Here is a 25,900-nt window from a genome sequence, read left to right as displayed (position 1 = left end):
CCTGGATTCAGACTAAACCAGTGTTTTGGCTTTCTCCACTGCCTCTTCAATTGTACCAACAAAGAGGAAAGCTGCTTCCGGAAGATCATCATACTTACCTTCGAGAATCTCTTTAAAGCTGCGCACCGTTTCTTTAACTGGAACGTATTTACCCGGAATACCGTTAAATGCTTCAGCAACGTGGAAAGGCTGGGACAAGAAACGTTGGATTTTACGAGCACGGTATACAAGCGCTCTGTCTTCTTCACTCAACTCGTCCATACCCAGGATTGCAATGATATCTTGCAATTCATTGTAACGTGCCAAGATGCGTTTAACGCCTTGAGCTACGCTGTAGTGTTCTTCACCTACAACTTCAGGGGACAAGATCCGGGAGCTGGAAGCCAGTGGATCTACCGCAGGGTAGATACCCATCTCGGAAATTTTACGCTCCAAGTTCGTCGTTGCATCCAAGTGAGCAAACGTCGTTGCAGGAGCCGGGTCAGTGTAGTCATCCGCAGGCACGTAGATGGCCTGGATGGATGTTACAGAACCTTTTTTCGTTGATGTGATACGTTCTTGCAGCTGACCCATTTCTGTTGCCAGTGTAGGTTGGTAACCTACCGCGGAAGGCATACGTCCAAGCAAGGCAGATACTTCTGAACCCGCTTGGGTGAAACGGAAGATATTATCGATAAAGAGCAACACGTCACGGCCTTCTTCATCACGGAAGTATTCCGCCATCGTCAGACCTGTGAGGGCTACACGAAGACGTGCGCCTGGAGGCTCGTTCATTTGTCCGAAGACCATTGCTGTTTTGTTGATAACGCCGGAATCACTCATCTCGTGATACAAGTCATTACCTTCACGTGTACGCTCACCAACACCCGCAAATACGGAGATACCGCCGTGCTCTTGTGCGATGTTGTTGATCAATTCTTGAATGGTTACCGTCTTACCTACACCGGCACCACCGAAGAGACCGATTTTACCACCTTTAGCGTAAGGAGCGAGCAAGTCGATAACTTTGATTCCTGTCTCCAGCATCTCTGCTTGGGTAGTCAGTTCATCAAATGCAGGTGCTGAACGGTGAATCGGGTTCTTGTGCTCAGCAGCTACGGCACCGCCAGTGTCAATTGCTTCGCCGAGTACGTTAAATACACGACCCAGTGTTGCTTCTCCGACGGGTACAGAGATTGGTGCTCCTGTATCTAAAGCTTCCATACCACGAACAAGTCCATCCGTGGAGGACATCGCAATACAACGTACTCGGTTGTCACCCAGATGTTTCGAAGCTTCGAGTGTAAGGTTTACACTAACGCCGCTCTCACTTACTGTAGTGATCGTAATGGCATTGAGGATTTCCGGCAGACCGCCGCGATCAAACTCGACGTCAACAACCGGACCCATGATGCTCACAACGCGTCCTTTGTTCATCTTAACGTTCCCCTCCTACAAGCCTGCTACTTTTGCAAAAATAATGTACCGTTCGTTTATCTTTGCTCTGCAAGCCTTCATTAATAAAAAAACGGTTAGCCTTGTGCTGCGTTGGCACCTGCCACAATTTCCGTAATCTCCTGCGTAATCGCCGCTTGACGGGCACGGTTGTAAGTCAATGACAAGTCATTAATGAGTTTGGATGCATTTTTGGTTGCATTACCCATTGCCGTCATTTTCGCGCCGAGCTCACTTGCCTTACCGTTCAGAAGTGCACCATAGATCAGCGTTTCCGCGTAACGCGGAAGCAAAACCTCCAGTACAGCTTCAGCAGACGGCTCGTATTCGTAGCTTGCCGTTGGTCCTTCCGCAGCAGTTACCTCAGGTGTTTCCATCGGAAGAAGTTTTTCTACCGTAGGAATCTGGGTCAACGCATTCACAAAGCGGTTATAACAAATGTACAATTCATCAAATTCAGCCAGTTCAAACCCATGAACAGCTTCGTGTGCGATGGATTTGATGTCTGCAAATGAAGGCGAATCCGACAGATCCGTTGTTGTGGATGCCATCGCCATCTCACGACGTCTGAAGTAATCGCGTCCTTTACGTCCAATGACGAACAATTCGTAGTCATCCTGGGAGTTGTGGCGCTCTTTGAGCGTCTGATTAACCTGACGCAAAACGTTCGCATTGTATCCACCTGCAAGACCACGGTCCGATGTAATGATCAGGTAAGCTGTCTTTTTGACCGGACGGCTCTCCAGCATCGGATGCTGTATCCCTTGCGTGCTTGATGCAATGCTAGCTACAACCTCTTTCAGTTTCTCCGAATAAGGACGGGCTGCTTCCGCTTTTTCCTGCGCTTTACGCAGTTTTGCAGCAGCTACCATCTCCATTGCTTTGGTGATCTGCTTGGTGCTTTGTACGCTTTTAATTTGCCGCTTAATTTCGCGCATGCCTTTTGCCATGATTTCACCACCTTAAAGTTTTGACAAAGTCAAAACTACATCGTAAGCACAACCCTACTTTGACGGGGTCAAAGTTACTTCGTAAGCATCATCTTTTTTTTGACAGAGTCAAAGTATTACATGCAGACATGCGGAATCGGTTAGACAACTCCGCACCTGCAATCATTTATTTAGACAGAGACAGCAAAGCTCTTTCTGAACTTCTCAATTGCACCTTTCAGTGCATTTTCGTTGTCTGCAGTCAATTCTTTAGTATCACGGATGGATGCAAGAATCTCCGGATGGCTGCTCTCCATGAACGCGAGGAACTCACGCTCGAAACGAGTAACATCACCTGTTGGAATCTCATCCAGGAATCCTTTAACCGCAGTGTACAAGCTGACAACCTGTTGTTCTACAGGCAGTGGCTGGTTAACACCTTGCTTCAGGATTTCCATCATACGCGCACCACGATTCAGGCGGGCCTGAGTCGCTTTATCCAGATCGGAACCGAACTGGGAGAACGCTTGAAGCTCACGATATTGAGCGAGGTCGAGACGCAGGGAACCTGCAACCTTTTTCATCGCTTTGATCTGAGCAGAACCACCGACACGAGATACGGAAATACCTACGTTGATCGCCGGGCGTTGTCCAGCATTGAACAGGTCGGCTTCCAAGAAGATTTGTCCGTCCGTGATGGAGATTACGTTCGTTGGAATGTATGCAGATACGTCGGAAGCTTGTGTTTCAATGAACGGAAGTGCGGTTAAAGAACCACCACCAAGTTCATCATTCAGCTTCGCAGCACGCTCCAGCAAACGGGAGTGCAGGTAGAAGACGTCACCCGGATAAGCCTCACGGCCCGGTGGACGACGAAGCAACAAGGAAAGCTCACGGTATGCAGAGGCTTGTTTGGTCAAGTCATCATAGATGACCAGAACGTGCTCGCCTTTGTACATGAAGTACTCACCCATCGAACAACCGGAATACGGTGCGATGTACAAGAGTGGTGATGGATCAGAAGCTGCTGCAGTTACAACAATTGTGTACTCCATTGCGCCTTTACGACGAAGAGTTTCCACAACTTGAGCAACCGTAGACTGTTTCTGACCAATAGCCACATAGATACACTTCATGCCGCTACCTTTTTGGTTCAGGATCGCATCAATCGCGATTGATGTTTTACCTGTTTGACGGTCACCGATGATCAACTCACGTTGTCCGCGACCGATTGGAACCATTGCATCAATGGCTTTGATCCCTGTTTGCATCGGCTCATGAACCGATTTACGATCCATTACACCTGGTGCTTTACCTTCAACTGGACGGAATTCCGTTGTAGCGATTGGCCCTTTGCCATCTACAGGAATACCGAGCGGGTTCACAACGCGTCCAATCAATGCTTCGCCTACAGGCACTTGCATGATTTGACCAGTACGTTTCACTTGGTCACCTTCACGAATATCGTAGTAAGGTCCCAGGATAACGACACCGACATTGCTTTCTTCGACGTTCATGGCGAGTCCCATAACACCGCTTGGGAATTCAACCAACTCGTTGGACATGACGTTCTCAAGTCCGTAAACACGAGCGATACCATCACCAACCTCGATTACCGTTCCGACTTCGACTACATCGATATCGGTCTTGTATTGTTCGATTTGGCTCTTAATTAATGTACTGATTTCTTCTGGTTTGATACTCAAGTGTCCTCACCCCAATCTACTGTACTCGTCTGTTAAAAGACTGCTCAAGACGTTCGAGCTTGCCAGCCAAGCTGCCGTCATAGATCGTATCGCCAATGGCGACTTTCAATCCGCCCAGCAGAGTCGGATCAACAATGTTCTCGATACGAATCTTTTTATTCACACGGCCACCGAATTCACGGGCTACCGCTTCTTTTTCTTCATCATTCAACGCATAAGTCGAATAGACACGTGCATCAGCGATGCCCAGCGACTCACCTTGGATCTTCCGATAATCATTCAGTAAGTCTCCCAGCAATTCAACGCGTCCGCGCTCAATCAACAACAAGACTGTACGAAGGACTGAATCGGATACCTTGCCATCAAGACTTGAGTGAATTACGTTCTGCTTGGCTTCATCAGAAATGTTAGGGGATACGATAAATTTCTCGATATCTGCATCTCCGGTCAATGCACTGACTACTGCAACCAGTTCCTGTTCAACCTCAAGCACCTGCTGTTGCTGAAGAGCAACTTCGAACAATGCTTTCGCATAACGCTTGGCAACTATCGTATCGCGGCTCATTGTCGGCCTCCTACCTCATTGAGGTATTGGTTCACAAGCTCTTCTTGTGCAGGACCGTTCTCAACTTCTTTTTTGATCAACTTGGATGCAATCTGAACGGAAGCTGTACCCAGTTCGCTGCGAAGTGCTGCGACTGCTTTGTTCTTCTCGCTCTCGATTTCGCGTACTGCATCGTCTTTCAGACGATTAGCTTCAGCTTTTGCATCAGCCAAAATCGATTCAGCTTGTTTGCCACCTGTTTGTTTGGATTGTTCAATGATGTCGTAAGCATCTTGACGAGCTTGCTCAAGAGCTTGTTTTTGTTCCTCCACATAGGCAATGGCCTGTTCCCGAGTCTGTGCAGCCTCATTCATCTGCGTCATCACGAGTTCACGACGTTTTTCCATAATGGAGAACAAAGGCCCGAAGGCATAACGGCTAAGCAGCCAATATAAAATTGCAAATGCAACAATCGCAAGAAGCGTATTTTCCCATATGAAACTCAATCTGTTCACTCCTTCCTGGAGGTATCCTTGAAACGTCATCCGTTAGAACGGACATTACCTAAAAAGAAGGCGCGGATGGCTATGGCCTTCCCCGCCAAACCTTTAAAATTTAATTAAGCCATACCGTAGAACATGAACGCGAGTACCACACCGATGATCGGCAATACCTCGATCAAACCTACACCGATAAACATTGTTGTTTGAAGAGTGGATTTTGCTTCCGGTTGACGGGCAATACCTTCCACCGTTTTGCTGATTACCATACCGTTACCAATACCTGCGCCAAACGCGCCCAGTCCTGCAACAATTGCTGCTGCGATTAATGCCATTGCTCCCATTTGTATATCCTCCTTAAAATGATAAATCGAATTTTTTATTGTTCAGCCTGGTGAAGAAATCTTCGTAGGGCTTGAAACTTAATGCTCGTCGTGCGTCTCGATGCTCTGTGAAATGTACACCATCATCAAGATAACAAACACAAATGCCTGGATCGCGCCGATAAAGATACTGAAGCCTTGCCACACCATTAGTAGCGGAATCGCTGCAATAGCACCAAACACTTTAAATGTGGTCAGTTTCAGGATCGTTGCGATCAGTACCTCACCCGCGAAGATATTCGCGAATAGACGCATACCGTGTGTCAACAGCTTGGATGCCGTCTCAATCAAGTTGATTGGCAAGAACAAGGCGAATGGCTTAAGGTAATGCTGGAGATACCCTTTTGTGTTGCGGAACAATCCTAGTCCATGAGATACAAGGAACGCTACGAGAGCGAGTCCCATCGTTACAGACAAGTCGGCTGTTGGTGATTTCCACCAGGCCAGTTCAACGTGTGGGTGTGCTTCAGGGTCCTTGGCATGCGCTTCTTCAAACGCCTCCACCGCTGTAACAATCGGCTTACCGAATACCTGTGCCTGACTAACATCTGTTACCTCAGATACAGCTACGAGCGGAAGGCCTAGCATATTCCCTACAAAAATGAACATAATCATGGAAAGAGCGAGAGAGATAAAATGTTTACCTTTCTTCATATCCATTGTGCTGGAAATCAGATTGCGGACGAATTCTACTGCCCACTCCATAAAATTTTGCAGCTTGCCGGGATTTTCAACGGATAATCTCCGTGTTGCCAGTACAGCAAAAATAAAAACAATTGCACCTGTAACTACCAGCATCAACAGAACCGATAGATCCAGTCGAAATCCGCCAAGCATAATAATTGGAGCTTCATGCATATTTTTCTCACCCCTTTCTCGACTTGAAAGCTGCAGCCCTTAACATCATTCTGCTCTGCGGGAATGGACAATCCCTATAATCAGTAAGGAAAATTGTGCAATGACGAGACCGCCTGCAACCGCATATGTATTGAAGTACTGCGGAAAGCGCATCGATATGAATATACCGAGCACAGCGAGTGCCGCTCTTGTCAAAAATCCCAGGTTCACACGCTTCAAGTTACCTTCTGCCGCATCATCAGACATTTTCCTTACTTTGTAGCCCAAGTAAAATGCATTGATCCAGCTAATTCCTGTACCCAGGGCTAGTCCCAAAGCAATTGTCTCCACACGTGGCATAAAGGCCGCTGCGAGAAAACAAATCATAAGAAAGTACATGATGAAAACAGTCATCGATCTGCGGTATCTGGTTAGTTCACTCATCACTTTCCCCCATGAATTTTTTCGCGATAAAGTAGATGCTTACACCGCCTGCCGCAAGAAAAAAGAGAACGCTTACGGCGATCCATATTCCGTTACCTCCGATGGTCTTGTCCAACCAGGAGCCAGCGTAATATCCGGCAACAGCGAGAATGGCAATCTCGATCCCAAAAGCTGTCACGAGTCCCATCGCTTTCCATACATTATCGTCATGGTTACGGGATGAATTTGGTTTGTTCGAATCGGCCATTTTCCACGCCACCCTTGCAATCCCAGTTAATTTTACTGAATGATGAGAGCCTTTGTCAATTGAATGATTTTAGCGTTTTAAAGGGGAAAACGACGGGAATACAGACCCTCAAAGCCCATAAACCCGCGTAAACCGTACAGTTTAACTGTATGCTATGCCCTTTATAAATCCGTCAGAAAAAATGTATTATTTTTTGAATTTTCTGTGAAATGATTCCGGACGCTCACTATTTACACCAAAATGGTGCAAAATCGCATTGACAATTCTTTCCGAAGCATGTCCATCACCGTATGGATTGGCAGCCTGACTCATGCTTGCATACAGGGTTTTGTCTGTAAGCAGAGCTTTGGTCCGTTCATACACACGTTCCTCTTCGGTACCTACCAATTCCAGCGTTCCGGCTTCAATACCTTCCGGGCGTTCTGTTGTATCGCGCAATACGAGCACAGGCACACCAAACGAAGGTGCTTCTTCCTGCAAACCGCCTGAATCGGTCAAAATCAAGTGAGTGTGCGGGTAAAAGTTATGCAAATCCACCACGTCTAGTGGATCAATTAATTGAATACGGGGATGATTCCCCAAAATCGCGTGAGCCGGCTCCTTCACAGCAGGACTTGGATGCACCGGGTACACGATGGCAATATCTTCGAATTCGTCGGCAATCCGTTTGACGGCCTGGAAAATGTTGCGGTGAGGCTCGCCTTGAGATTCACGGCGATGAGCTGTCATCAGCACAAGGCGTTTGCCTTGGGCCCAATCAAGTACCGGGTGTGTGTAGTCCTCCCGTACTGTATATTGAAACACATCTGTTACCGTGTTGCCTGTGACGTACGTACTAGACTCCGATTTATTTTCTTTGGCAAGATTGGAAGAAGACCAATCCGTAGGCGCAAAGTGTAGATCAGCCAGTACTCCCGTCAGCTGACGATTCATCTCTTCCGGATATGGAGACAACTTGTTCCACGTCCGCAGCCCCGCTTCCACATGCCCTACCTGAATCTGTTGCAGGAATGCTGCATAGCTCGCTACAAAGGTAGTTAATGTATCCCCGTGAACCAGTACAATATCCGGCTTAGCTTCGGCTAACACCGGCTCCAGACCACCAAGCACACGAATTGTGATTTCATTCAATGTCTGACGGTCCTTCATCACATCCAGATCATAATCGGGATGAATGTCGAAAACTTCAAGTACCTGATCCAACATCTGGCGATGCTGCGCAGTTACGCAAACAATAGATTCAATAGACTCAGGGTGTTTTTGCAATTCCAAAATAAGCGGAGCCATCTTGATGGCTTCCGGACGCACCCCGAAGATCGTCATGACTTTAATTTTGTTGGACATTCGAGCAAAGCCCCTTTTCTATAAGTTCCGATTACAAGCATGCGATATGCTTATTTAGTGCCGTATAGACGGTCTCCTGCATCTCCAAGCCCTGGAACGATATAACCATGATCATCCAGACGGTCGTCCAATGCTGCTACATAGATGTCCACATCGGGATGTGCATCTTGCACAGCTTTTACGCCTTCCGGTGCTGCAACCAGGTTCATCATCTTGATTTGGGTACAGCCACGTTTTTTGAGCACGTCAATAGCTGCAATTGCCGAACCACCCGTTGCCAGCATCGGATCAATTACAATCAATTGACGCTCTGTTACGTCTGTAGGCAGTTTGGTGTAGTATTCTACCGGTTGCAGTGTTTCCGGGTCACGGAACAGACCAACATGTCCAACTTTTGCCGCTGGCAACAATTTCACAACGCCATCCAGCATTCCGAGTCCTGCACGCAGAATCGGCACCAGTCCGAGCATACGTCCAGAGATGACTTTACCTTGTGTTGCAGCTACAGGTGTCTGTACATCAATCGTTTCCAGTTCAACATCTCTTGTAATCTCATAAGCCATCAACGTTGCTACTTCATCCACCAATTCACGAAAATCTTTCGTATTCGTACGCATGTCGCGTATAAACGTCAGTTTGTGTTGAATCAAAGGGTGATCACATATTACTAATTTTCCCATCTAATTTGTCCCTCCGGTAAGTTCTTCATGTTAAGCATTTCCAAATATACCTAGCCACCATTCATGGGCTCGATAAATCCTGTATATTATATCATCACCAACAACGAATTACACCATCAAAGGGCACCCAATCATTACAGATTACCGAATCCTATAAAAAACAGGACCGGAAAATGATCCATCCGGTCCTGTTTTGCTCTTGCTGTTATGTCGTTGAGTATGTTCAAAAACGTGTAAACACTAATGGTGCTCCGCAAACCGAATGACCTTCCGATCGCTGTTATCCCCAGATTTCTTTGATCCAATTATAATTGTTGAAATCTGGGGATAAAGGCGAGCGCTACGCTTCTTCAGGTTCTTTCGGTTTGCTCCGCCTGCGTGTGTACATTAAGAACACTCAAATACAAACACCATTAGCAAAGTTTTTTAGTATTTAAGATCGGTATAGAGCGGGAATTGGTCTGTCAGTGCAGTCACTTCTGCACGGGCTTCATCCAGCTTCGCTGTATCTTTTGGATTTTTCAGTGTTTTGGCAATGATCTTACCAATAGCAACCATTGCTTCTTCGTTCATGCCACGGGAAGTTGCAGCAGGTGTACCAATTCGAATACCACTCGTTACAAACGGGCTTGTAGGGTCGAATGGAATTGCATTTTTGTTCACGGTAATACCGATGGAATCAAGCACATGCTCAGCTTCCTTACCTGTGATGTTCACACTGCGTGTATCGATCAGCATCAAGTGGTTATCTGTACCACCAGATACAATGTTCAATCCTTCAGCGATCAGTGTTTCAGCCAGAACCTGTGCGTTTTTCACAACGTTCTGTGCATATGTTTTGAACGAAGGCTGCAAAGCTTCTCCGAATGCTACCGCTTTGGATGCGATCACGTGCATCAGAGGTCCACCTTGGGAACCAGGGAATACGGCTTTATCAATCGCTGCTGCCCACGCTTTACGGCACAGAATCATACCACCACGAGGTCCACGCAGCGTTTTGTGTGTTGTTGTTGTTACGAAATGCGCATGTGGAACCGGGTTTGGATGCAAACCAGCAGCAACCAGTCCTGCGATGTGAGCCATGTCCACCATGAACAAAGCGCCTACATCATTGGCGATGGAAGCCAGCTTTTCAAAATCAATGGTACGCGGATATGCACTTGCACCAGCAACGATCAGACGAGGACGGTGTTTGAAAGCCGCTTTGCGTACTTCATCATAATCAATCAGGAATGTATCTTCCTGTACGCCGTATGCTACGAAGTTGTACAGCAAACCGGATGCGTTCACCGGGCTACCGTGTGTGAGGTGTCCACCATGGGCAAGGTTCATACCGAGTACAGTATCACCAGGTTTCAATGCTGCAAGATAAACTGCCATGTTCGCTTGTGCGCCGGAGTGAGGTTGAACATTCACGTGTTCTGCTCCGAACAATTCTTTTGCACGATCACGCGCGATGTCTTCAACGATGTCCACATGCTCACAACCGCCATAGTAACGTTTGCCTGGATATCCTTCAGCGTACTTGTTGGTCAGAACAGATCCCATTGCTTCAATTACTGCTTCACTTACGATGTTCTCGGATGCAATCAGTTCGATGTTGTTCTGTTGACGTTTCAGTTCAAGATTCATCGCTTCCAGTACTGCCGGGTCATTCTTGCGCAATTGTTCCATGATTAAATTCCTCCCAGTTTATAAGTGAATTTATAAAGTGAAACTAATGTTTACACGAAAACGGCGAGTGCAACACCAATCTGAAGAAACGAAGTAGTCGTCAAAAAGCTTTCTTTAGAAAGCTACTCCGGAAGCATAGGCTATCACCGGATTTCCCCTTTAAATAGGGAATAAAAAATCTGGGGATAACAGCGATCGGAAGATGGTGATGCAATCAAAGTCAGGAGTGTAACCCAATTAGTCTCGCTTTATATGTTAGTCACAAAATGTTGAATCTGGTTGTTCTTCCATACGATACACCGCGCGTTCGCCGCCAATCAACTTCGGACGAGTCAACGCTGTGGTCACACGTGCATCTCCAACATAGCGGAGCGCTGTACGATAGGGTACGGCTACATGCCGGAGATGCATCCCAATCATCGTCTCCCCAATGTCCAGTCCCGCATGGGCCTGCACATGTTCAGCCAGGCATGGATCGGTCAGCGAACGATATGCTGCGGATGCCATTGAACCTCCGGCCTTGGGCACGGGTACTGCACCAACCTCGGTCAATCCAAGACGAGTAAGCACAGAACGCTCCATTACCAGCGCACGGTTCAGATGCTCACAACATTGGAATACCGTGTCAAAACCGAATTCCTCCTGCACCTCGCGTATACCCGCAAGAAGCTGCTGTGCCACTTCAATGGCACCACTCGTACCAATCCGAGCGCCTGCGACTTCACTTGTGCTTGTACCGATCACAACGATCTGTCCAGGCCCAAGCTGTCCAGCAAGCGCCAGTTCATGCAGAATAGACGCGGTCTGTTCCTGCAATCCGGGTTGTTCCGAATCTAACTCTATAGTCATCCTATCATCGCCTCCCGATAAAATCATGCCCGCTGTCTCTTGGTTGTCCTTCGTATTCTTGCACGGCATCTCAGGTACTATTATAGCGAATAATCAGATGAAAGACGAAAAAAAGAGCAGTCTGCGGGTAACGCAGAATTGCTCTTTTGCCCAGGCGACCGGCCGTTTGTTCCGGTGCTCCATCGTGGTTATGCCCACTTCGTCGCCAGTTACACCGGATCCCTGTTTTCCCCTTCATCATAAAACAACCCGCGGCTAAAATCAACGGTTAATTTACATCACGTGTCCTATTTCTATAACCTGCCTCGCAGGATCAGAATTATCTCAGCTTATCCAAAAGCCGGTCCAATGCCGTCCGAATCTCAGCTGCAGCTATATTGTAATCATCACGACTTCCCCCAAACGGATCAGAGATGTCGAAACTTGGAATTCGTTGTCTAATCTCAATGGCTCGCTCCCGCTCCGATGCCAGGATCTCTTGCCCAAGGGCACGTTTCATCTCCAGCGTTGCAAACAGGCTGTCCAACTCCTGGACATCACTTAATACCTGTTCATCATCCTCCACATATTCTTTCAATGTATAGGTTTTGTGGACTGAATCGGGAAAAACCTGCATGACATGCTGCTTGTGACTCCGTGTTAATGTTAGAACCAGATCGGCCCAACCTACCAGGTTAGAGCTAAGTTGTGTGGAATGAGGTGGACCTTCAACGTTATGATCTCTCAAAACGGCTTCAGCATGACGAGAGATCGGCATACCCGACGTTGCTGCCACACCTGCGGAACGAACTTCTACCTGAATGCCACGCTCCGATGCCAGTTTTCGCAAAAGCCCCTCTGCCATGGGGCTGCGGCACGTATTTCCTGTACATACGAATAAAATATGTTTCATTGTGTTAGCCTCCCCATTTTAAGTATGATGCGAATGATATGATATCTCAAGTTTTATTCTAAAATATAAACAAAAGTCCAAACGCAAGCAAGATTGCGCCACCAATAGCTTCGCCGTAATCCCCGAGATTCTGACTCACCCGACGGCCTAATAGCAGACCCATAACCGACATCACCCCGCCACAAAAGCCGAAAGCAAGTACGGTTAAGATCAGATCACTGCTAAACATCCCTAAGGAAACGCCAACGGAGAACGAATCCACACTTACACTGAGGGAGAACAAAACAACGCCGAGCAGGGAACGGTGGTCCACCAGCTTAGTATCGCCTTCACGGAATGCATTCAGAATCATATGAGCACCCAGCAAAACAAGTAATCCACCTGCCGCATATGTTGTAATGTCACCGAGCAGGGAGCTGACGTATTTGCCCATATACATGCCGATGAGCGGCATGATGATATGAAATAGCGCCGTTACAATACTGATTCGCAATACATCCCTCAGCCGAATGCCCTTCATGCCAATTCCGATTCCGAGTGAGAAGGCATCGAGGCCAAGCGCAACAGCCATGATCAAAATGGTTACCAACTGCCCTACATGGGCAGACACATCCCACATCCCCATACCCCCAAGTCACGTAAAGGTTCTTGTACACGATATGCGGACAAGGACCTAAACATGACCGATGAAAGGCAAACGGCGGCGACGGATCTACTCGATATCCGTGGTGCATAAAGCTAGATTGGCGTGAAAGTGGATATGGTGGTTTATTGATTGTTTTGAAAAAGAGTACGTAGCTCTCCTGATATATGATCAGGAGAGGTTAAGAGGGTTGCTGGTTGCCAACTTGTATGAGTTGGTTCCCCGCAGCCTTGAGCAGCCGATTCATGACGGCTGCTCCCAGCCCTTCGCGTGAGCAGGCTTCAGCCACAATATATGTGGCGCCTTGCTCATCGCAGCTGCGCAGCGCGGCGTATAGCCTGCGCGCTGCCTCTTCCAGCTCGCTGGCGTCGCCCAGCGAGAACACGGCATCGGCGCGGTACTGCTCCGCGTGCTCGGCGAACGCCAGCACAGCGGTGCGCTCTCCGCGCTGCGCCGCCTCTGTGAGGGCGGCGCTGATCCAGGCCGCCACCGCTGCGGGCGGCCCTTCCACCACGCACAGCGCCCCTGCGGGTGCGTAGTGCGTGTACTTCATGCCCGGCGAGCGCGGCGCCGGGCTGCCCACGCCATCGGCCCCCTCCGCGAGTAGCGCGGGGTCCGTGGCGACACGGGCGGCAACGGCGGACAACTGTTCCGCCGTAATGCCGCCAGGGCGCAGGATGGTGACGGTACCGTCGTCACCGACCTGCACCACCGTGGACTCGACGCCCACCCCGGTGGGGCCGCCGTCCACGATGCCGCCGATGCGGCCATCCAGATCCTCGCGTACATGAGACGCGAGTGTCGGGCTTGGCCGCCCGGAGCGGTTGGCGCTTGGTGCAGCCACAGGGCACGCCGCCGCCGCGATCAACTGCAAGGCCACCGGATGGTCCGGCATGCGCACAGCCACCGTGTCCAGACCAGCGGTGACACGCGGGGACACCGCCCCCGGCCTAACCGGCAGCACAAGCGTCAGTGGTCCCGGCCAGAAGGCCGCCATCAGCGCTTCCGCCGTTTCGTTCACTTCCGTGACCAGCGTATCCAACTGGTCACGGTGCGCGATATGCACAATCAGTGGATTGTCGGAAGGTCGGCCTTTGGCGACAAATACAGCCTCCACGGCTGCTGTGCTACGCGCATCGGCACCCAAGCCATAGACCGTCTCCGTCGGGAAGGCCACCGTCTCACCTTGACGAATGCAGGCTGCGGCAGCCTGCAAGTCGGCGAGCGCCTGTTGATCGGCGCTCCCCTTTTTCACATCCAACATTTCAATATTACCCATTCCGTGATCATTTTCAGCGCTCACCAAGACGCGTACATCCCACATCTCAGTGACCAGCTCTCCCCGAGCTTTCATATCACGTTCTTCTCTACCATCCCTCATCTCAGAGGTGCGTTGCAATGGTTCATTTTCTCTGCTCATATATCATCATTCCTAAATTTCAAGTAGGTTAGTTCATATCCATATTCAATATAAGTAATTATAACATACCTGTACCGCCTCGGATGCCCTTCACACTTCACTCCACGCATAAGTCTCGCTATATCCTCGCCACTAATTCATATCAAAAGGGCAGCTCCCTGAATCGAAGTCGCCCTTATTCATAGTATAAATTCGTTGTTATGCGAACAATCCAGTTATCCAACTCCACAGTTTCACAGCCATATCCCACAGAAAGAATCTTGCTTCCGGTGTATCTCCCTGCACAGATGCCTCTGCATCTCCAGGTTCAGCTGCAGCGGCCGATAACGTTGAAGGTTTCGCCAGTGCATCCCCGGTCCCTGCATCAATGAAGCACAACGGCGGGAACAACACACACCACCAGTTCTGACCTTTGCCTTCCCCCAGCGTGATCCGAACCGCTTCATAATCTCCGGCAGGATAGACGGTGCCCCCATACAGCTTGGTCGGAAACGGAACGGAACCCAGCTCCACCTGATACTCATAATTTAAACCGCGACTGGCCAACTCTTCTCCTACTCTATTCTCAATCTCGGACAAATGCTCACGAATAACCTTGCGCGCTTCATCCAGACTTTGCGGATTCTCCAGTTCGGCTACCCACTCACCCATCTGAGCAACGACAGCATCCCGAATCTCGCGTTTCACCAATTGATCTCCCGGTGCATCCGAGTTTGCTAGAATACGCAAGCGAATCGATTGTTCCGGAATTGCTGTGGCCGCCACAGCTGCATCCGTTTTCTGACCTTCCCACATCATGATAATCATCATAAGACATACAATAATAAGTCCAATTTGCTTTACAATTCTTCTGCTCATTCCGTTCTCCCCCTCGGCTCTCTGATCACGTTGCCTGCAACTCTCTCATGTCTATCAGTATGCCCCAGAGAACCGGAAGTAAACCTAGCATTTGCAATAAATCTACTAGAGTTTGTTCTAAAAGCCTCGAAGTCTGTGCTGGCCGAACTTGGGCGAATGACTCTCGCGAATGAACAGTCGATGTTTTAAGGAACCGAGGAAGTCTTATTTGGCCTTCAGGTCTTCTTTTGAAATTGTAAGGAACACCAGACACGTTATTTCCCAAAATCATCTGACCAACAAGCTACAAAAGGCTGTTTATGCTGACATAACGTGTCTCAGATTCCTTAGCTTTCTCCGGGTACTTCCAATCCCCGAATAAGATGTGCGAGGTTCGTTAGCTCCTAACTTTTAACTCTTAACTCCTAACAGCTGGCACCTGAAATCCACACCATGCTTAACACTCTGTTCCCGATTCTTTTCAGGTACATTTCTACTTACGACAAGCTTGAAGACACCCTCTGCATTGATTCTCTCTTCTACCATCTCTCATTCACACTTTCTCACCCATCATGTTAAAAAGGCTGATCTGCACCTGGTTACAGGGCAAATCAACCTCTTCATTCCTACGAACGATTACGTTATACGTCCCACCACTTTACTTTTCACTGCACCGACTCAACAGTTACACAGCACTTTTCTCTTTCTTAAGCATATTCCATAAACGTTCCGACAACCGGGGTTGCTGCTCCCCCATCAGAAGTTCATCCTCCTCTTCCTGTCCATACAACTTAATGCTCATGACCACCCCAATACAAGCCATATTAATGAGCAAGGAGGTGCCACCGTAACTGATGAACGGTAACGTAATGCCTGTGAGTGGCATCAGTCCGAGGAACGCCCCCACGTTCTCAAACACCTGATACAACAACATTCCGATAATACCTACAATGATGACGGGTCCAGCGCGATCTCTGCAAGTCAGAGCAATCAGCACCATACGTTGAATCAGAATAAAGTACATCAGAATCAGTACAGATGCACCAACAAAGCCAAACTCCTCTGCGATCACGACAAAAATGGAATCAGAATACGTATAGGGGACTCGTCCACTCTGAACGGATGTTCCTTGCAAGTAACCTTTTCCGATGATACCACCTGAACCAATGGCTAATCCTGCATTTTTCGTATGCCAGGAAGCTTTGGAGGTAGCCTTTTCCGGTACAAGCCAGGGATCAATTCGCTCCGCCCAATGCTCACGTTTTATCTTTTCGAGGAAAGTGAATACTTCATCATGGTAGAAAGTATAGGCTTTAACAAAGCCAAAAAACGCCACGCCCACAATCGCCAGCGCAATCAATGCGTGCTTCAACCTCATATTCCCGATCCAGAATACCGCAGCCAGAATCACCACATACCCCAGCGCATTTCCCAGATCATTCTGAGCCATAACAAGGGCAAACGGAATAAACGTCCAGCAGCCAATCGGCACAATATCTCTCCAAAATTTCAGCGTGCCTCGTTGTCTCTTCACAATCAAATGGGCGAGGAACAGAATCAGAATCATCTTGAACAGCTCTGCCGGTTGAAAAGAAAAGTTATCGCCCAGCTTTAGCCAACCGTTGGCGTTATTGATCGAACTTCCCAGGACATTGGCCAGGATCAGTAGTATAATTCCCAAGCCATACAAATAAAACGCATATTTCACATATAACTTGTAATTCACAAGCCCAATCACAAGCACCGCAATGAACCCGGCCACATAGAAATAAATCGTTTTGACATGATGATTCGCCAGTTTGGCATCTGTCTGCGTTCCGCTATAGATCGCAAATACACTAATAATCATGAGCAACAGCATTACGAAGAGAATCACACCGTCCATCTTTTTCAACATTCTCACCATGACCCCGTCCATCCCCCTGAATCTAGCATTCTATGATTTCCAATTGAACTCAATATTACCATTGTATATAATTGGATAATAAAATGGAAATCTGGATCGCTTCAGGTTAAAAAAGTGAACTATTCAATGGCCTGAATTACACCGTAAAAACAATAAAAACCCCAAAACATCCACCCCAATGTGACTTGGGCTGATCTGTTCCAGGGTTCTATAGTTATCTAGCTTATATACATAAATCTAACGTGTTTCACGGTTTGATTCGAGAACGTTATTGCTCCTGCTGGGATGGCTTGCGTCTTAGCAATTTCATCACCAAATCGGTAATACTTGGTTGTTCCGCAGAGCCAAGAATATCCTCGTTCTCTTCCGTGTGGACCTTAATACTCATCACAAGACCCATGCTGATCATGTTGATCATAATGGAGGTACCACCTGAACTAATAAACGGTAGGGTAATCCCTGTCAATGGCATCAGACCAATGAACGGACCAATATTGACAAAGATCTGGTAGAGCAGCATCGCTATAATACCTACAATTAGATATGGCCCCGCGCGATCCTTACACTCCAGTGCAATCAGCACAAGCCTGTGAATCAGGATAAAGTACAGTAGAAGCAATACCGAGGCACCGATAAAGCCAAATTCTTCACCGATCTGTACAAAAATGGAGTCAGCATAGGCCAGCGGCACCCGATTTGACTGAATCGTCGTGCCTTCCATATACCCTTTGCCTGTAATCCCGCCAGAACCAATCGCAAGTTTTGCATTATACGTCTGCCAGAGCACATCTCTTGAGGTCAGCTCTGGTACAAGCCAAGGGTCAAAACGATCCGCCCAGTGCGAACGTCCAATGTCATTCAGGAATTTAACAATCTCATCATGATAATGAATATATGCCTGTGTACCGCCGATAAAGGTAGCCACAGCAATAATAAAGCCAATGAGGGCATGCGTAAATTTAATGTTGCCGATCCATAATAGGCCCACAAGAATGACAACATAACTCAACGCATTTCCCAAGTCATTTTGAAGCAATACAAGTAGTAATGGCGGCAGAACACAGAGTGAGATCGGAATAACATCACGTCCAAAATAGAGCGGACGATTCTTCTTTCGGGCCAAAAAGGCCGATAAAAACACAATCAGGCATAACTTGAACAACTCAGCAGGCTGCAAACTGACCCCGAAGATGGACAGCCAGCCTTTTGCCCCGTAGTACTCTTTACCAAAGAACATTACGAAAATGAGCAGCAGCATACCCACGCCATAGATATATAAATAATTTTTGATTATGAATTTATAGTTGATCATCGACATCCCAAAAAAGACTACGAATCCCAAAATATAAAAGATCACTGCACTTTTCGGGAGTCCCTCCAGCTTTGGACGACCAAACGTTGTACTGTAAATCGACAAAATACTGATAACCATTAGAATAACCAGTATAAACACAATAGAATAGTCTATCTTTTTAAATTTGTGCAGCATGTAATTATGTTCCCCCAAGCATTCAGAAATCTTCGGTATATCTCATTGTAGAGGATTTCACGGCAAAAAGAAAACCCGCGGAACCTTACATTTTCGTCACCTGTTCCGAAGTACGAACACCCAGGACATGCCGCTCGATTCCGGCAAGGTCCGGTACAATGATTATTTCCGGCCAATGTCCCGCCGATTCAAGCAAAGCTGCGATGTCGCGAGCTTGCCCCTGGCCCAGCTCAAAACCAATGATCTGTGGCGGCGCAGACAGCAGCGCCAGTTGCTCCAGCATGATACGGTACGGTGCAAGCCCGTCCGGACCGCCGTCCAGTGCCATACGCGGCTCATGATCGCGCACTTCTTTCTGTAACCCGGCGATGTCTGCCGCTGGGATATATGGCGGGTTGGACACCAGGATGTCCACCCGAGCCCCGGCGAACGGGGCCAGCAGATCGCCTTCACGGAAGTCGATCTGTACCCCGTTCGCGGCCGCGTTCCGCGCGGCCACTTGCAGGGCAGCCGCCGAGAGATCCCCGGCGCCGACCTGCCAGCGCGGGCGCAGTGAAGCCATCGTCACCGCGATGGCACCACTGCCCGTGCCAATATCGACGGCGAGCGGAGCGCCGTCAGGAAACACACGGTCGGCTTCGCGTAGCACAGCCTCGACCAACAGCTCGGTCTCCGGCCGCGGAATCAGCACGGCCGGCGTGACCTCGAACGGCAGCCCATAAAATTCCTGGCTGCCGATAATGTATTGTGCCGGCTCACCCGCAGCCTTGCGCGTGACGGCGTCCTCCCAGCGGCTGCGATGCTCGCTGGGAAAAGGCTCCGGCTGCATCATGTAATACGCGGCGCCATAGACGCCGAGTACATGTTCCAGCAGCAGCCGGGCATTGTTTTGCGGCTCGTACACGCCGCACTTCTCCAAAAAAGAGGAAGCCTCCACGAAGGCTTCCCGACAGCTCTGTTCCGGCGTCATGACAAACTGCGCGCGGGTCACAGATTATTCTCCTCTATCCATCAACTCGGTCTGCTGAGCAATCGTCAGTGCAGACAAGATATCTTCAATCTCCCCGTTCATGATCTGATCCAGCTTGTGCATCGTCAGACCGATACGGTGATCCGTCACACGGCTTTGCGGGAAATTGTACGTACGAATCCGCTCACTGCGGTCGCCCGTTCCCACTTTACTTTTCCGCTCAACGGAGATCTTCGCTTCCTCTTCCATACGTTTCATATCGAAGATACGTGTACGCAGAACCTGCAACGCTTTTTCCTTGTTGGAGTTCTGTGATTTTCCATCCTGACATGTCGCCACGATTCCCGTTGGAACGTGTGTTACCCGTACTGCGGATTTCGTGGTATTAACCGATTGTCCACCGGCACCACTGGAACAGAAGGTATCAACACGGATGTCTTTGTCATGAATTTCAATATCAAAATCTTCGGCTTCAGGCATAACCGCAACCGTTGAAGTTGACGTATGAATACGTCCGCCAGACTCGGTTGTTGGAATACGCTGCACACGGTGTGCGCCGCTTTCGTATTTCATTTTGCTGTATGCGCCGCGTCCGTTGATCAGGAAAACAACCTCTTTGAATCCACCGAGATCATTTGTGTTAACGTCCATCAGCTCTACACGCCAGCCTTGTGCATCTGCATAACGTGTGTACATCCGATACAGATCTGCTGCAAACAACGCCGCTTCATCTCCACCAGCTGCTCCGCGAATCTCAACAATAACGTTTTTGTCGTCATTCGGATCTTTTGGCAACATAAGCACACGAATCAATTCGTCCAGTTCCTTCTGGCGAGTGCTCAGTTCGTCAATTTCCATTTTGACCATTTCGCGCATCTCATCATCCAGTTTCTCCCCCTGCATTTCCTTCGCAGCTTCGAGATCCTGACTTACCTGTTTGTACTCATTGTACGCTTCATAAGTTGGTTGCAGATCGGATTGTTCTTTGGAATATTCCCGCAACTTTTTGTTGTCGCTTGCTACATCCGGGTCACACAAAAGCTCGCTCAACTTGTCATAACGGTCGGCTAACGCCTGTAATTTATCCAACATGTATAGTCACCTCACGCATTATTTTGTCCAAGCACATCACATTTTCAATACTTATTTCAATTCAACATTAATTACATCTATAATCTATATTCCACAACGCACAGGATTCTCACCGAATCCCCTGACCGCAGCATGTATTCACATTCATGTATGATCGACGTATAACATCGCTACAACGTCATCAAATCCTTTACTTTTAAAGTGATATCAAGAAATCGTGTACCCTGTGTGAAGCCCGCTTCAGCTCATCCGTTCGAGCGCGAAATTCAACGTGGTATACGACTCTTAATTATAGCATATTCTTATGGTTCTGAATAGTAACTGTTCCGCATGCGGATGAACTAATTTTTGTGTTGCAAAATACAAAATGAAATTGTTGTTCGATGTTGTTCCGAAATGTTCCTACTGTGGTATAAGTATAGCAAGTGTAAAATAAACAAAAGCCTCGATGCGCTAACATCGTGACTTCTCTAACAAAGGCCGGTGGGCGACCAACCTAATCCCGGTGGTTTTTCTTGTTCTGCGCTACTTTCCACGCACTGCATAAGGCTGTTAACCCCACTGCAAAACTCTAAGTCAAAGACCCCACGAACTTCACGAGAAGGTCGCAGGGTCTTGTTATTAAATCTACATATAAACGAGTAACAACCTATACGTTGAAACGGAAGTGCATAACGTCGCCGTCATTTACAACATACTCTTTACCTTCAAGACGAAGTTGTCCGCGCTCTTTGGCACCGTTCATGGAACCCGCTGCAACCAGATCGTCGTAGGAAACAACTTCTGCACGGATGAATCCGCGTTCGAAGTCGGTGTGAATGACACCCGCTGCGCCTGGTGCTTTCGTTCCTTTACGGATTGTCCACGCACGAACTTCCTGCACACCTGCTGTAAAGTATGTGTACAGACCGAGCAATTTGTAAGCCGCTTTGATCAACAGGTTCAGACCGGAATCCTCGATACCGAGTTCTTCCAGGAACATTTGTTTATCTTCGCCTTCCAGCTCAGAAATCTCTTCCTCAACCTTCGCACTGATTGGCACCACTTCTGCATTTTCAGCAGCTGCGAATTCCCTTACTTTTTGCACATAAGCATTGTTTGCCACATCACCGATTTCGTCCTCAGCTACATTGGCTGCGTACAGAACTGGCTTCAGGGTAAGCAAGTGCAGATCACGTATGATCAGAAGCTCATCATCGGTAAGTTCCATGCTGCGTGCCGGCTTGTCATCGTACAGAACAGCCTTCACTCTCTCCAATACTTCTACTTCTTGAGAGGCAGTCTTGTTGCCGCCCTTCATGTTTTTCTTGGAGCGATCGATTTTCTTCTCAACACTCTCGATATCGGCCAGGATCAGCTCCAGATTGATCGTCTGGATGTCGCTTACCGGGTCAATTTTACCATCGACGTGTGTAATGTTCTCATCTACAAAGCAACGTACCACGTGTACAATCGCGTCTACTTCACGGATGTGGGCAAGGAACTTGTTACCAAGACCTTCGCCTTTGCTCGCACCACGAACAAGACCAGCGATATCTACAAACTCAAACGCCGTTGGTACTGTTTTCTTAGGTACAACGAGTTCTGTCAGTTTGTCCAAACGCTCATCGGGTACTTCAACGATCCCCACGTTAGGGTCAATCGTACAGAACGGATAGTTTGCCGATTCGGCACCTGCTTGTGTAATTGCGTTAAACAACGTAGATTTTCCGACGTTCGGAAGCCCTACAATTCCTGCTTTCAAAGCCATGTATATGACAACTCCTCATTGATTACTTGTTCGGTATGGATAATCCTATACATTATATATGACAAACCTCAAGGCATCAAGGAACTTCGCCAATTCGACCAGAGTCCCATCCGCTTCCCGAAATCCCCAGTTAATGCAGTTAATTCGTTTTGCGCAGATCTTAAGTTTTGCCTAGAATATCCGCTATTAGGTTTACCCTTTGATTTCCTTATACATCGTCAGATCCGTTACCTCATATCCCATCTTGCGATACAGGCTGCTCGCCCGCACATTATGTCCAAAGACATGCAAACCAATGCGATCCACGCCAAGACTCAAGGCCGTCTGTTCAAGCGCCTGCATCGTCTCTGTTCCGTATCCCTTACCACGGTGTGCTTCTTCAACCACAATATCCAGCAAAAAAGCATCTTTTCCACGGCGATTATCCGTGATATTAAACCAGATATACCCCACGTTGCCGTCCACAGGGTGCACCAGATTGTAGAGATACGCTCCAGGTGTGTTCAAGCCTTCTGGCAGATAACGTTCATAAGATTCCTCCGCCAGTTGCTGTGCCTCTTCCTCAGCCCAGGTGCCCGCTTCTACTTTTTCCTGTGCAAAATCCTTAATCGATCGAATGCGAAAACTCGCATAATCTTCCTGATTCATTGGAGAAAGTTTCAACTTTTTCCCCTCCTTATTTCGAGTGATCTTGATTATGTATGAGTTCTGTGCAGTCCTTTTTGCACTACTAGTATCTTATTGTATCCTGTTCTTCCGCTTAGCGCATGAAGAATTCTGACGATTCGGATTTCAGTTTTCATATTTATCCATTTTAATTATAACTTTTGATCTCTTCCCATCGTTTATACCTCATGAAGGAAAGGAGTGGATCATTTTGTACACACGTCGCCGATTCTCAAAAAAGAAAATTATTATCTTGTCCGCCATCGTACTCGTCATAGGCATCATCGCCTTTAAGAGCTTGCTGAATGCAGTCGATCCCTTTCGCCATTTAAGGATCACGATCCACAACCAGTCCGACTATGATCTCACCAATATTCAGGCTAGCCTAGTCCAAGGCGACAACTCATCTAACAACAACGAGAGTGGCTCCACCTACGTATTTGATAAGGATATTCCCAGCGGAACAAACGTGAAATTCGCCCCACGGCTGAAACTTTCAGGCGAGGGCGCCATCTCCTTGACGTTTACGGACAGCCGCGGCAAAACCTATAACAAAATGGTTTGCGGTTATACGGAATACTTGTCAGGCAATTCCTACGTTACTGTAACCAATGAGAATGTCACCGTGAAAGAGGAATGTATGTAATAATTTGGCAACAGTATTATGTAAGTAATTGAAACATTATTACATAATACTGAATAAGGAGGGAATTACATTGTTATTCAATATAATTTTAGGTACAGGTGTAGCTTTGTCTATATTACTTTCTGCACATCCAGCTAGTACTGTTGAATTAGAGGATAGAGTGAAAGATGCTTTTACTCCCCCTCCAATCACTGTGGATCCGATTGTTACTCCAATGGATATACAGCTTATCAGACCATTCAATTACAGCAGTTACAATGCATACGAAAAATCCTTCACATTGGATCCTGACAATGGAGAAGATGCCGATGTTTGGATTCAGAACAATAGTAGGGATACTATTTATGCCAAACTTACTGTGGGCAATCTTTCCCCAATTGATATTCCAATCAAAAAAGGGACTCAAAAAACAACAAAAATAGGTGTCATAGGCACAACAAATGTCAAAGTTTATATCTATAGTTCAACAAGTCATAAAATGGATATGAATATAAGTGCCCGACAATTTTAATATAATAAATAGTGTAGAGGCTATTTCTTAATGAAGTAGCCTCTACACTGTTTTTGTTCCAGATTATATAGAAAGCAATATAAGTAGACTCAAAATATATAATTAAATAACTCCAATGAAGTTTATATCATCTTCATTTTGACCCCACGCCTAACGCCGTTCCACCAGACGTGACGTCTGCTGCAAATCCTCGATCCGACCTGCGCCAATGCCAAACATCACGGTACGCAGTTCAAATTCAACCTGTTCCAACCGCTCATTCAGCGCATCATCGGAAGCGACTGCAGATTCAAGAAGAGATCGGCCAAAACCAGCGAGATCCGCACCGAGCGCGAGGGCTTTGGCCGCGTCTACGCCCGTGTACAGTCCACCACTACCAATAAGTGCACCCGCTGGGTTCAGCACACGCACTTCCTGAATACACTCCGCTGTCGGAATGCCCCAGTCGGCAAAAGCTTCAGCAGCAGCCCGGCGTACCGGGTTATTGTTACGGTACTTCTCCACCTGTACCCAGCTTGTACCGCCTGCACCGGCCACATCGATAAACGCCACACCCGCTTCATATAGGCGTTGAGCCGTCACGCCATCGATGCCAAAGCCTACTTCTTTTACGCCAACAGGCACTTCCAGCTCACGACACAAGTTTTCAATCCGCTGAAATAATCCGCTGAAATTGGTGTTACCTTCCGGCTGGAAAACTTCCTGCAACGTGTTCAGATGAAGCACGAGCATGTCCGCACCCGCAATATCTACGGCGCGCTGGAAATCAGCCGTGGTAAAGCCATAGTTCAGCTGCACCGCGCCCAGGTTGGCAATGACCGGGATGTCCGGTGCCCAGCGCCGCACATCGAAGGTACTTGCGAGTTCCGGCTGTTCCACGGCAGCCCGGATCGAACCTACGCCAAGCGCCCAGCCTCTGGCGTTTGCTACTCGAGCGAGGCGCTCATTGATGGCGCCTGTTGTTTTGCTTCCACCCGTCATCGAACTGATGAGCAAGGGTGTACGTACTTTTTTGCCAATAAACGAAGTCTCCAGATGCACCTCTTCAAAATCCAGTTCCGGCAGTGGGTGATGGCGAAACGCAAACCGCTCCATACCGCTGGTTACCCCTTCTCCTGCCACATTCTCCTCAAGACAGAGGCGCACGTGTTCCAGCTTTCGTTCTCCCGTAGCCACTTCGGGAAGCAGCCGTTCGCCGGCTCGCTCTTGTTCATTCATGATGAGACCTCCTATGTGAGAATCGTGCGGATCGACAGGATAACCTGCCCGTTCCTTGCTTCTATGTATATACGTCTTTTGTAAAAGACAAAAACATTAATCCTATAAGCATTGCAGCTCAAGCAGTTTAACTCTATCCAGTATAACGTTCCAAACCATCTATTGAAAGGATGCCCCGACACCAAATGTCTCACTTAAATCTCGGAGCACCACTATTTTATACCTACGCAAAAGCACGGATCATCTGTCGCATCTTTAAAGCTCTGGTTAGCGCGGACGACGCACATAG

Annotated in this window: 26 protein-coding genes and 1 riboswitch; of the genes, 2 read left to right on the top strand and 24 right to left on the bottom strand. The window is 47.9% G+C overall.

From position 1 onward, the window contains the following. Positions 1-12: 12 nt before the first annotated feature. The 23 genes from atpD to NSQ38_RS07955 form a co-directional block, all read right to left on the bottom strand. Entirely contained in the window at positions 13-1,416 is a 1,404-nt protein-coding gene (gene atpD / locus NSQ38_RS08065) for a F0F1 ATP synthase subunit beta (RefSeq protein ID WP_047840699.1), read from the bottom strand. A gap of 95 nt (positions 1,417-1,511) precedes the next feature. Further along, positions 1,512-2,384, bottom strand: coding sequence for an ATP synthase F1 subunit gamma (gene atpG, locus NSQ38_RS08060; RefSeq protein WP_076209796.1), 873 nt, complete (start codon positions 2,382-2,384; stop codon positions 1,512-1,514). 170 nt (positions 2,385-2,554) lie between these two features. Then, positions 2,555-4,069, bottom strand: a complete 1,515-nt coding sequence (atpA, locus tag NSQ38_RS08055) for a F0F1 ATP synthase subunit alpha (protein WP_047840700.1) — start codon at positions 4,067-4,069, stop codon at positions 2,555-2,557. Between the two features lie 16 nt (positions 4,070-4,085). Further along, entirely contained in the window at positions 4,086-4,634 is a 549-nt protein-coding gene (locus NSQ38_RS08050; RefSeq protein WP_036612565.1) for a F0F1 ATP synthase subunit delta, read from the bottom strand. Continuing rightward, on the bottom strand, positions 4,631-5,119 hold the full coding sequence (atpF, locus tag NSQ38_RS08045; protein ID WP_036612568.1) for a F0F1 ATP synthase subunit B: 489 nt from the start codon (positions 5,117-5,119) through the stop codon (positions 4,631-4,633). The genes NSQ38_RS08050 and atpF overlap by 4 nt, the downstream gene beginning before the upstream one ends. A gap of 113 nt (positions 5,120-5,232) precedes the next feature. After that, a complete protein-coding gene (gene atpE / locus NSQ38_RS08040; protein ID WP_017691934.1) occupies positions 5,233-5,457 on the bottom strand; it encodes a F0F1 ATP synthase subunit C in 225 nt (74 codons plus the stop codon). A gap of 78 nt (positions 5,458-5,535) precedes the next feature. After that, the gene (atpB, locus tag NSQ38_RS08035; RefSeq protein WP_091036293.1) at positions 5,536-6,354 is read right to left on the bottom strand and encodes a F0F1 ATP synthase subunit A; all 819 of its coding nucleotides are present in this window, start codon (positions 6,352-6,354) and stop codon (positions 5,536-5,538) included. 45 nt (positions 6,355-6,399) lie between these two features. After that, positions 6,400-6,777, bottom strand: a complete 378-nt coding sequence (locus NSQ38_RS08030) for an ATP synthase subunit I (RefSeq protein WP_062836961.1) — start codon at positions 6,775-6,777, stop codon at positions 6,400-6,402. Then, positions 6,770-7,024, bottom strand: a complete 255-nt coding sequence (locus tag NSQ38_RS08025; RefSeq protein WP_024632723.1) for an AtpZ/AtpI family protein — start codon at positions 7,022-7,024, stop codon at positions 6,770-6,772. Before NSQ38_RS08025 ends, NSQ38_RS08030 begins: the two co-directional genes overlap by 8 nt. 186 nt (positions 7,025-7,210) lie before the next feature. Continuing rightward, positions 7,211-8,368 carry a UDP-N-acetylglucosamine 2-epimerase (non-hydrolyzing) gene (wecB, locus tag NSQ38_RS08020; protein ID WP_036667768.1) on the bottom strand — a complete coding sequence of 386 codons (1,158 nt, stop codon included), beginning with the start codon at positions 8,366-8,368 and terminating at the stop codon, positions 7,211-7,213. 50 nt (positions 8,369-8,418) lie between these two features. Continuing rightward, on the bottom strand, positions 8,419-9,048 hold the full coding sequence (upp, locus tag NSQ38_RS08015; protein ID WP_017691929.1) for a uracil phosphoribosyltransferase: 630 nt from the start codon (positions 9,046-9,048) through the stop codon (positions 8,419-8,421). A 426-nt stretch (positions 9,049-9,474) separates the two neighbouring features. Next, the gene (gene glyA / locus NSQ38_RS08010) at positions 9,475-10,722 is read right to left on the bottom strand and encodes a serine hydroxymethyltransferase (protein WP_017691928.1); all 1,248 of its coding nucleotides are present in this window, start codon (positions 10,720-10,722) and stop codon (positions 9,475-9,477) included. Between the two features lie 255 nt (positions 10,723-10,977). After that, the gene (locus NSQ38_RS08005; RefSeq protein WP_076254013.1) at positions 10,978-11,571 is read right to left on the bottom strand and encodes a TIGR01440 family protein; all 594 of its coding nucleotides are present in this window, start codon (positions 11,569-11,571) and stop codon (positions 10,978-10,980) included. Between the two features lie 141 nt (positions 11,572-11,712). Continuing rightward, positions 11,713-11,794, bottom strand: a riboswitch (ZMP/ZTP riboswitch). A 96-nt stretch (positions 11,795-11,890) separates the two neighbouring features. Next, entirely contained in the window at positions 11,891-12,463 is a 573-nt protein-coding gene (locus NSQ38_RS08000) for a low molecular weight protein arginine phosphatase (RefSeq protein ID WP_338588722.1), read from the bottom strand. Positions 12,464-12,521: 58 nt separating this feature from the next. Further along, entirely contained in the window at positions 12,522-13,082 is a 561-nt protein-coding gene (locus tag NSQ38_RS07995; RefSeq protein ID WP_338588723.1) for a manganese efflux pump MntP family protein, read from the bottom strand. 205 nt (positions 13,083-13,287) lie between these two features. Next, positions 13,288-14,370, bottom strand: coding sequence for an L-threonylcarbamoyladenylate synthase (locus tag NSQ38_RS07990; protein WP_339790445.1), 1,083 nt, complete (start codon positions 14,368-14,370; stop codon positions 13,288-13,290). A gap of 354 nt (positions 14,371-14,724) precedes the next feature. After that, a complete protein-coding gene (gene spoIIR / locus NSQ38_RS07985) occupies positions 14,725-15,384 on the bottom strand; it encodes a stage II sporulation protein R (RefSeq protein ID WP_339788450.1) in 660 nt (219 codons plus the stop codon). Between the two features lie 664 nt (positions 15,385-16,048). Next, on the bottom strand, positions 16,049-17,269 hold the full coding sequence (locus NSQ38_RS07980; RefSeq protein WP_339788448.1) for an FtsW/RodA/SpoVE family cell cycle protein: 1,221 nt from the start codon (positions 17,267-17,269) through the stop codon (positions 16,049-16,051). 268 nt (positions 17,270-17,537) lie between these two features. Continuing rightward, the gene (locus tag NSQ38_RS07975; RefSeq protein ID WP_091036279.1) at positions 17,538-18,758 is read right to left on the bottom strand and encodes an FtsW/RodA/SpoVE family cell cycle protein; all 1,221 of its coding nucleotides are present in this window, start codon (positions 18,756-18,758) and stop codon (positions 17,538-17,540) included. Between the two features lie 85 nt (positions 18,759-18,843). Next, positions 18,844-19,728 (bottom strand): peptide chain release factor N(5)-glutamine methyltransferase, encoded by an 885-nt coding sequence (prmC, locus tag NSQ38_RS07970; RefSeq protein ID WP_339790442.1) that lies wholly within the window; start codon positions 19,726-19,728, stop codon positions 18,844-18,846. A gap of 24 nt (positions 19,729-19,752) precedes the next feature. Next, positions 19,753-20,820 (bottom strand): peptide chain release factor 1, encoded by a 1,068-nt coding sequence (gene prfA, locus NSQ38_RS07965; RefSeq protein ID WP_017691918.1) that lies wholly within the window; start codon positions 20,818-20,820, stop codon positions 19,753-19,755. Between the two features lie 649 nt (positions 20,821-21,469). Continuing rightward, on the bottom strand, positions 21,470-22,570 hold the full coding sequence (ychF, locus tag NSQ38_RS07960) for a redox-regulated ATPase YchF (protein ID WP_062836948.1): 1,101 nt from the start codon (positions 22,568-22,570) through the stop codon (positions 21,470-21,472). A 192-nt stretch (positions 22,571-22,762) separates the two neighbouring features. Then, on the bottom strand, positions 22,763-23,233 hold the full coding sequence (locus NSQ38_RS07955; protein ID WP_289390517.1) for a GNAT family N-acetyltransferase: 471 nt from the start codon (positions 23,231-23,233) through the stop codon (positions 22,763-22,765). Between the two features lie 214 nt (positions 23,234-23,447). Here NSQ38_RS07955 and NSQ38_RS07950 point away from each other — a divergent pair, with 214 nt between their 5' ends. Next, complete coding sequence (locus tag NSQ38_RS07950) at positions 23,448-23,882, top strand: hypothetical protein (RefSeq protein ID WP_339788445.1); 435 nt, start codon at positions 23,448-23,450, stop codon at positions 23,880-23,882. Positions 23,883-23,952: 70 nt separating this feature from the next. Then, on the top strand, positions 23,953-24,393 hold the full coding sequence (locus NSQ38_RS07945; RefSeq protein ID WP_339788444.1) for a hypothetical protein: 441 nt from the start codon (positions 23,953-23,955) through the stop codon (positions 24,391-24,393). A 150-nt stretch (positions 24,394-24,543) separates the two neighbouring features. Here the strand turns inward: NSQ38_RS07945 and fni are convergent, their stop codons facing one another. After that, entirely contained in the window at positions 24,544-25,611 is a 1,068-nt protein-coding gene (gene fni, locus NSQ38_RS07940) for a type 2 isopentenyl-diphosphate Delta-isomerase (RefSeq protein ID WP_339788442.1), read from the bottom strand. Positions 25,612-25,900: the final 289 nt, after the last annotated feature.

It is taken from the genome of Paenibacillus sp. FSL R7-0313 (assembly GCF_037969885.1).
Classification (GTDB): Bacteria; Bacillota; Bacilli; order Paenibacillales; family Paenibacillaceae; genus Paenibacillus.
Note: the sequence above shows the minus strand (reverse complement) of the source record. Positions and strands in the feature narration are given on the sequence as shown.

Coding starts and splice junctions, on each gene's coding strand:
- NSQ38_RS08030 (WP_062836961.1), bottom strand. CDS start 6,777: ATGAGTGAACTAACCAGATACCGCAGATCGATGACTGTTTTCATCATG.
- NSQ38_RS08025 (WP_024632723.1), bottom strand. CDS start 7,024: ATGGCCGATTCGAACAAACCAAATTCATCCCGTAACCATGACGATAAT.
- wecB (WP_036667768.1), bottom strand. CDS start 8,368: ATGTCCAACAAAATTAAAGTCATGACGATCTTCGGGGTGCGTCCGGAA.
- atpD (WP_047840699.1), bottom strand. CDS start 1,416: ATGAACAAAGGACGCGTTGTGAGCATCATGGGTCCGGTTGTTGACGTC.
- spoIIR (WP_339788450.1), bottom strand. CDS start 15,384: ATGAGCAGAAGAATTGTAAAGCAAATTGGACTTATTATTGTATGTCTT.
- atpE (WP_017691934.1), bottom strand. CDS start 5,457: ATGGGAGCAATGGCATTAATCGCAGCAGCAATTGTTGCAGGACTGGGC.
- NSQ38_RS08000 (WP_338588722.1), bottom strand. CDS start 12,463: ATGAAACATATTTTATTCGTATGTACAGGAAATACGTGCCGCAGCCCC.
- NSQ38_RS07995 (WP_338588723.1), bottom strand. CDS start 13,082: ATGTGGGATGTGTCTGCCCATGTAGGGCAGTTGGTAACCATTTTGATC.
- glyA (WP_017691928.1), bottom strand. CDS start 10,722: ATGGAACAATTGCGCAAGAATGACCCGGCAGTACTGGAAGCGATGAAT.
- NSQ38_RS07990 (WP_339790445.1), bottom strand. CDS start 14,370: ATGTTGGATGTGAAAAAGGGGAGCGCCGATCAACAGGCGCTCGCCGAC.
- atpG (WP_076209796.1), bottom strand. CDS start 2,384: ATGGCAAAAGGCATGCGCGAAATTAAGCGGCAAATTAAAAGCGTACAA.
- NSQ38_RS08050 (WP_036612565.1), bottom strand. CDS start 4,634: ATGAGCCGCGATACGATAGTTGCCAAGCGTTATGCGAAAGCATTGTTC.
- prfA (WP_017691918.1), bottom strand. CDS start 20,820: ATGTTGGATAAATTACAGGCGTTAGCCGACCGTTATGACAAGTTGAGC.
- NSQ38_RS07975 (WP_091036279.1), bottom strand. CDS start 18,758: ATGCTGCACAAATTTAAAAAGATAGACTATTCTATTGTGTTTATACTG.
- prmC (WP_339790442.1), bottom strand. CDS start 19,728: ATGACGCCGGAACAGAGCTGTCGGGAAGCCTTCGTGGAGGCTTCCTCT.
- atpB (WP_091036293.1), bottom strand. CDS start 6,354: ATGCATGAAGCTCCAATTATTATGCTTGGCGGATTTCGACTGGATCTA.
- NSQ38_RS07980 (WP_339788448.1), bottom strand. CDS start 17,269: ATGGTGAGAATGTTGAAAAAGATGGACGGTGTGATTCTCTTCGTAATG.
- upp (WP_017691929.1), bottom strand. CDS start 9,048: ATGGGAAAATTAGTAATATGTGATCACCCTTTGATTCAACACAAACTG.
- fni (WP_339788442.1), bottom strand. CDS start 25,611: ATGAATGAACAAGAGCGAGCCGGCGAACGGCTGCTTCCCGAAGTGGCT.
- ychF (WP_062836948.1), bottom strand. CDS start 22,570: ATGGCTTTGAAAGCAGGAATTGTAGGGCTTCCGAACGTCGGAAAATCT.
- NSQ38_RS08005 (WP_076254013.1), bottom strand. CDS start 11,571: ATGACTATAGAGTTAGATTCGGAACAACCCGGATTGCAGGAACAGACC.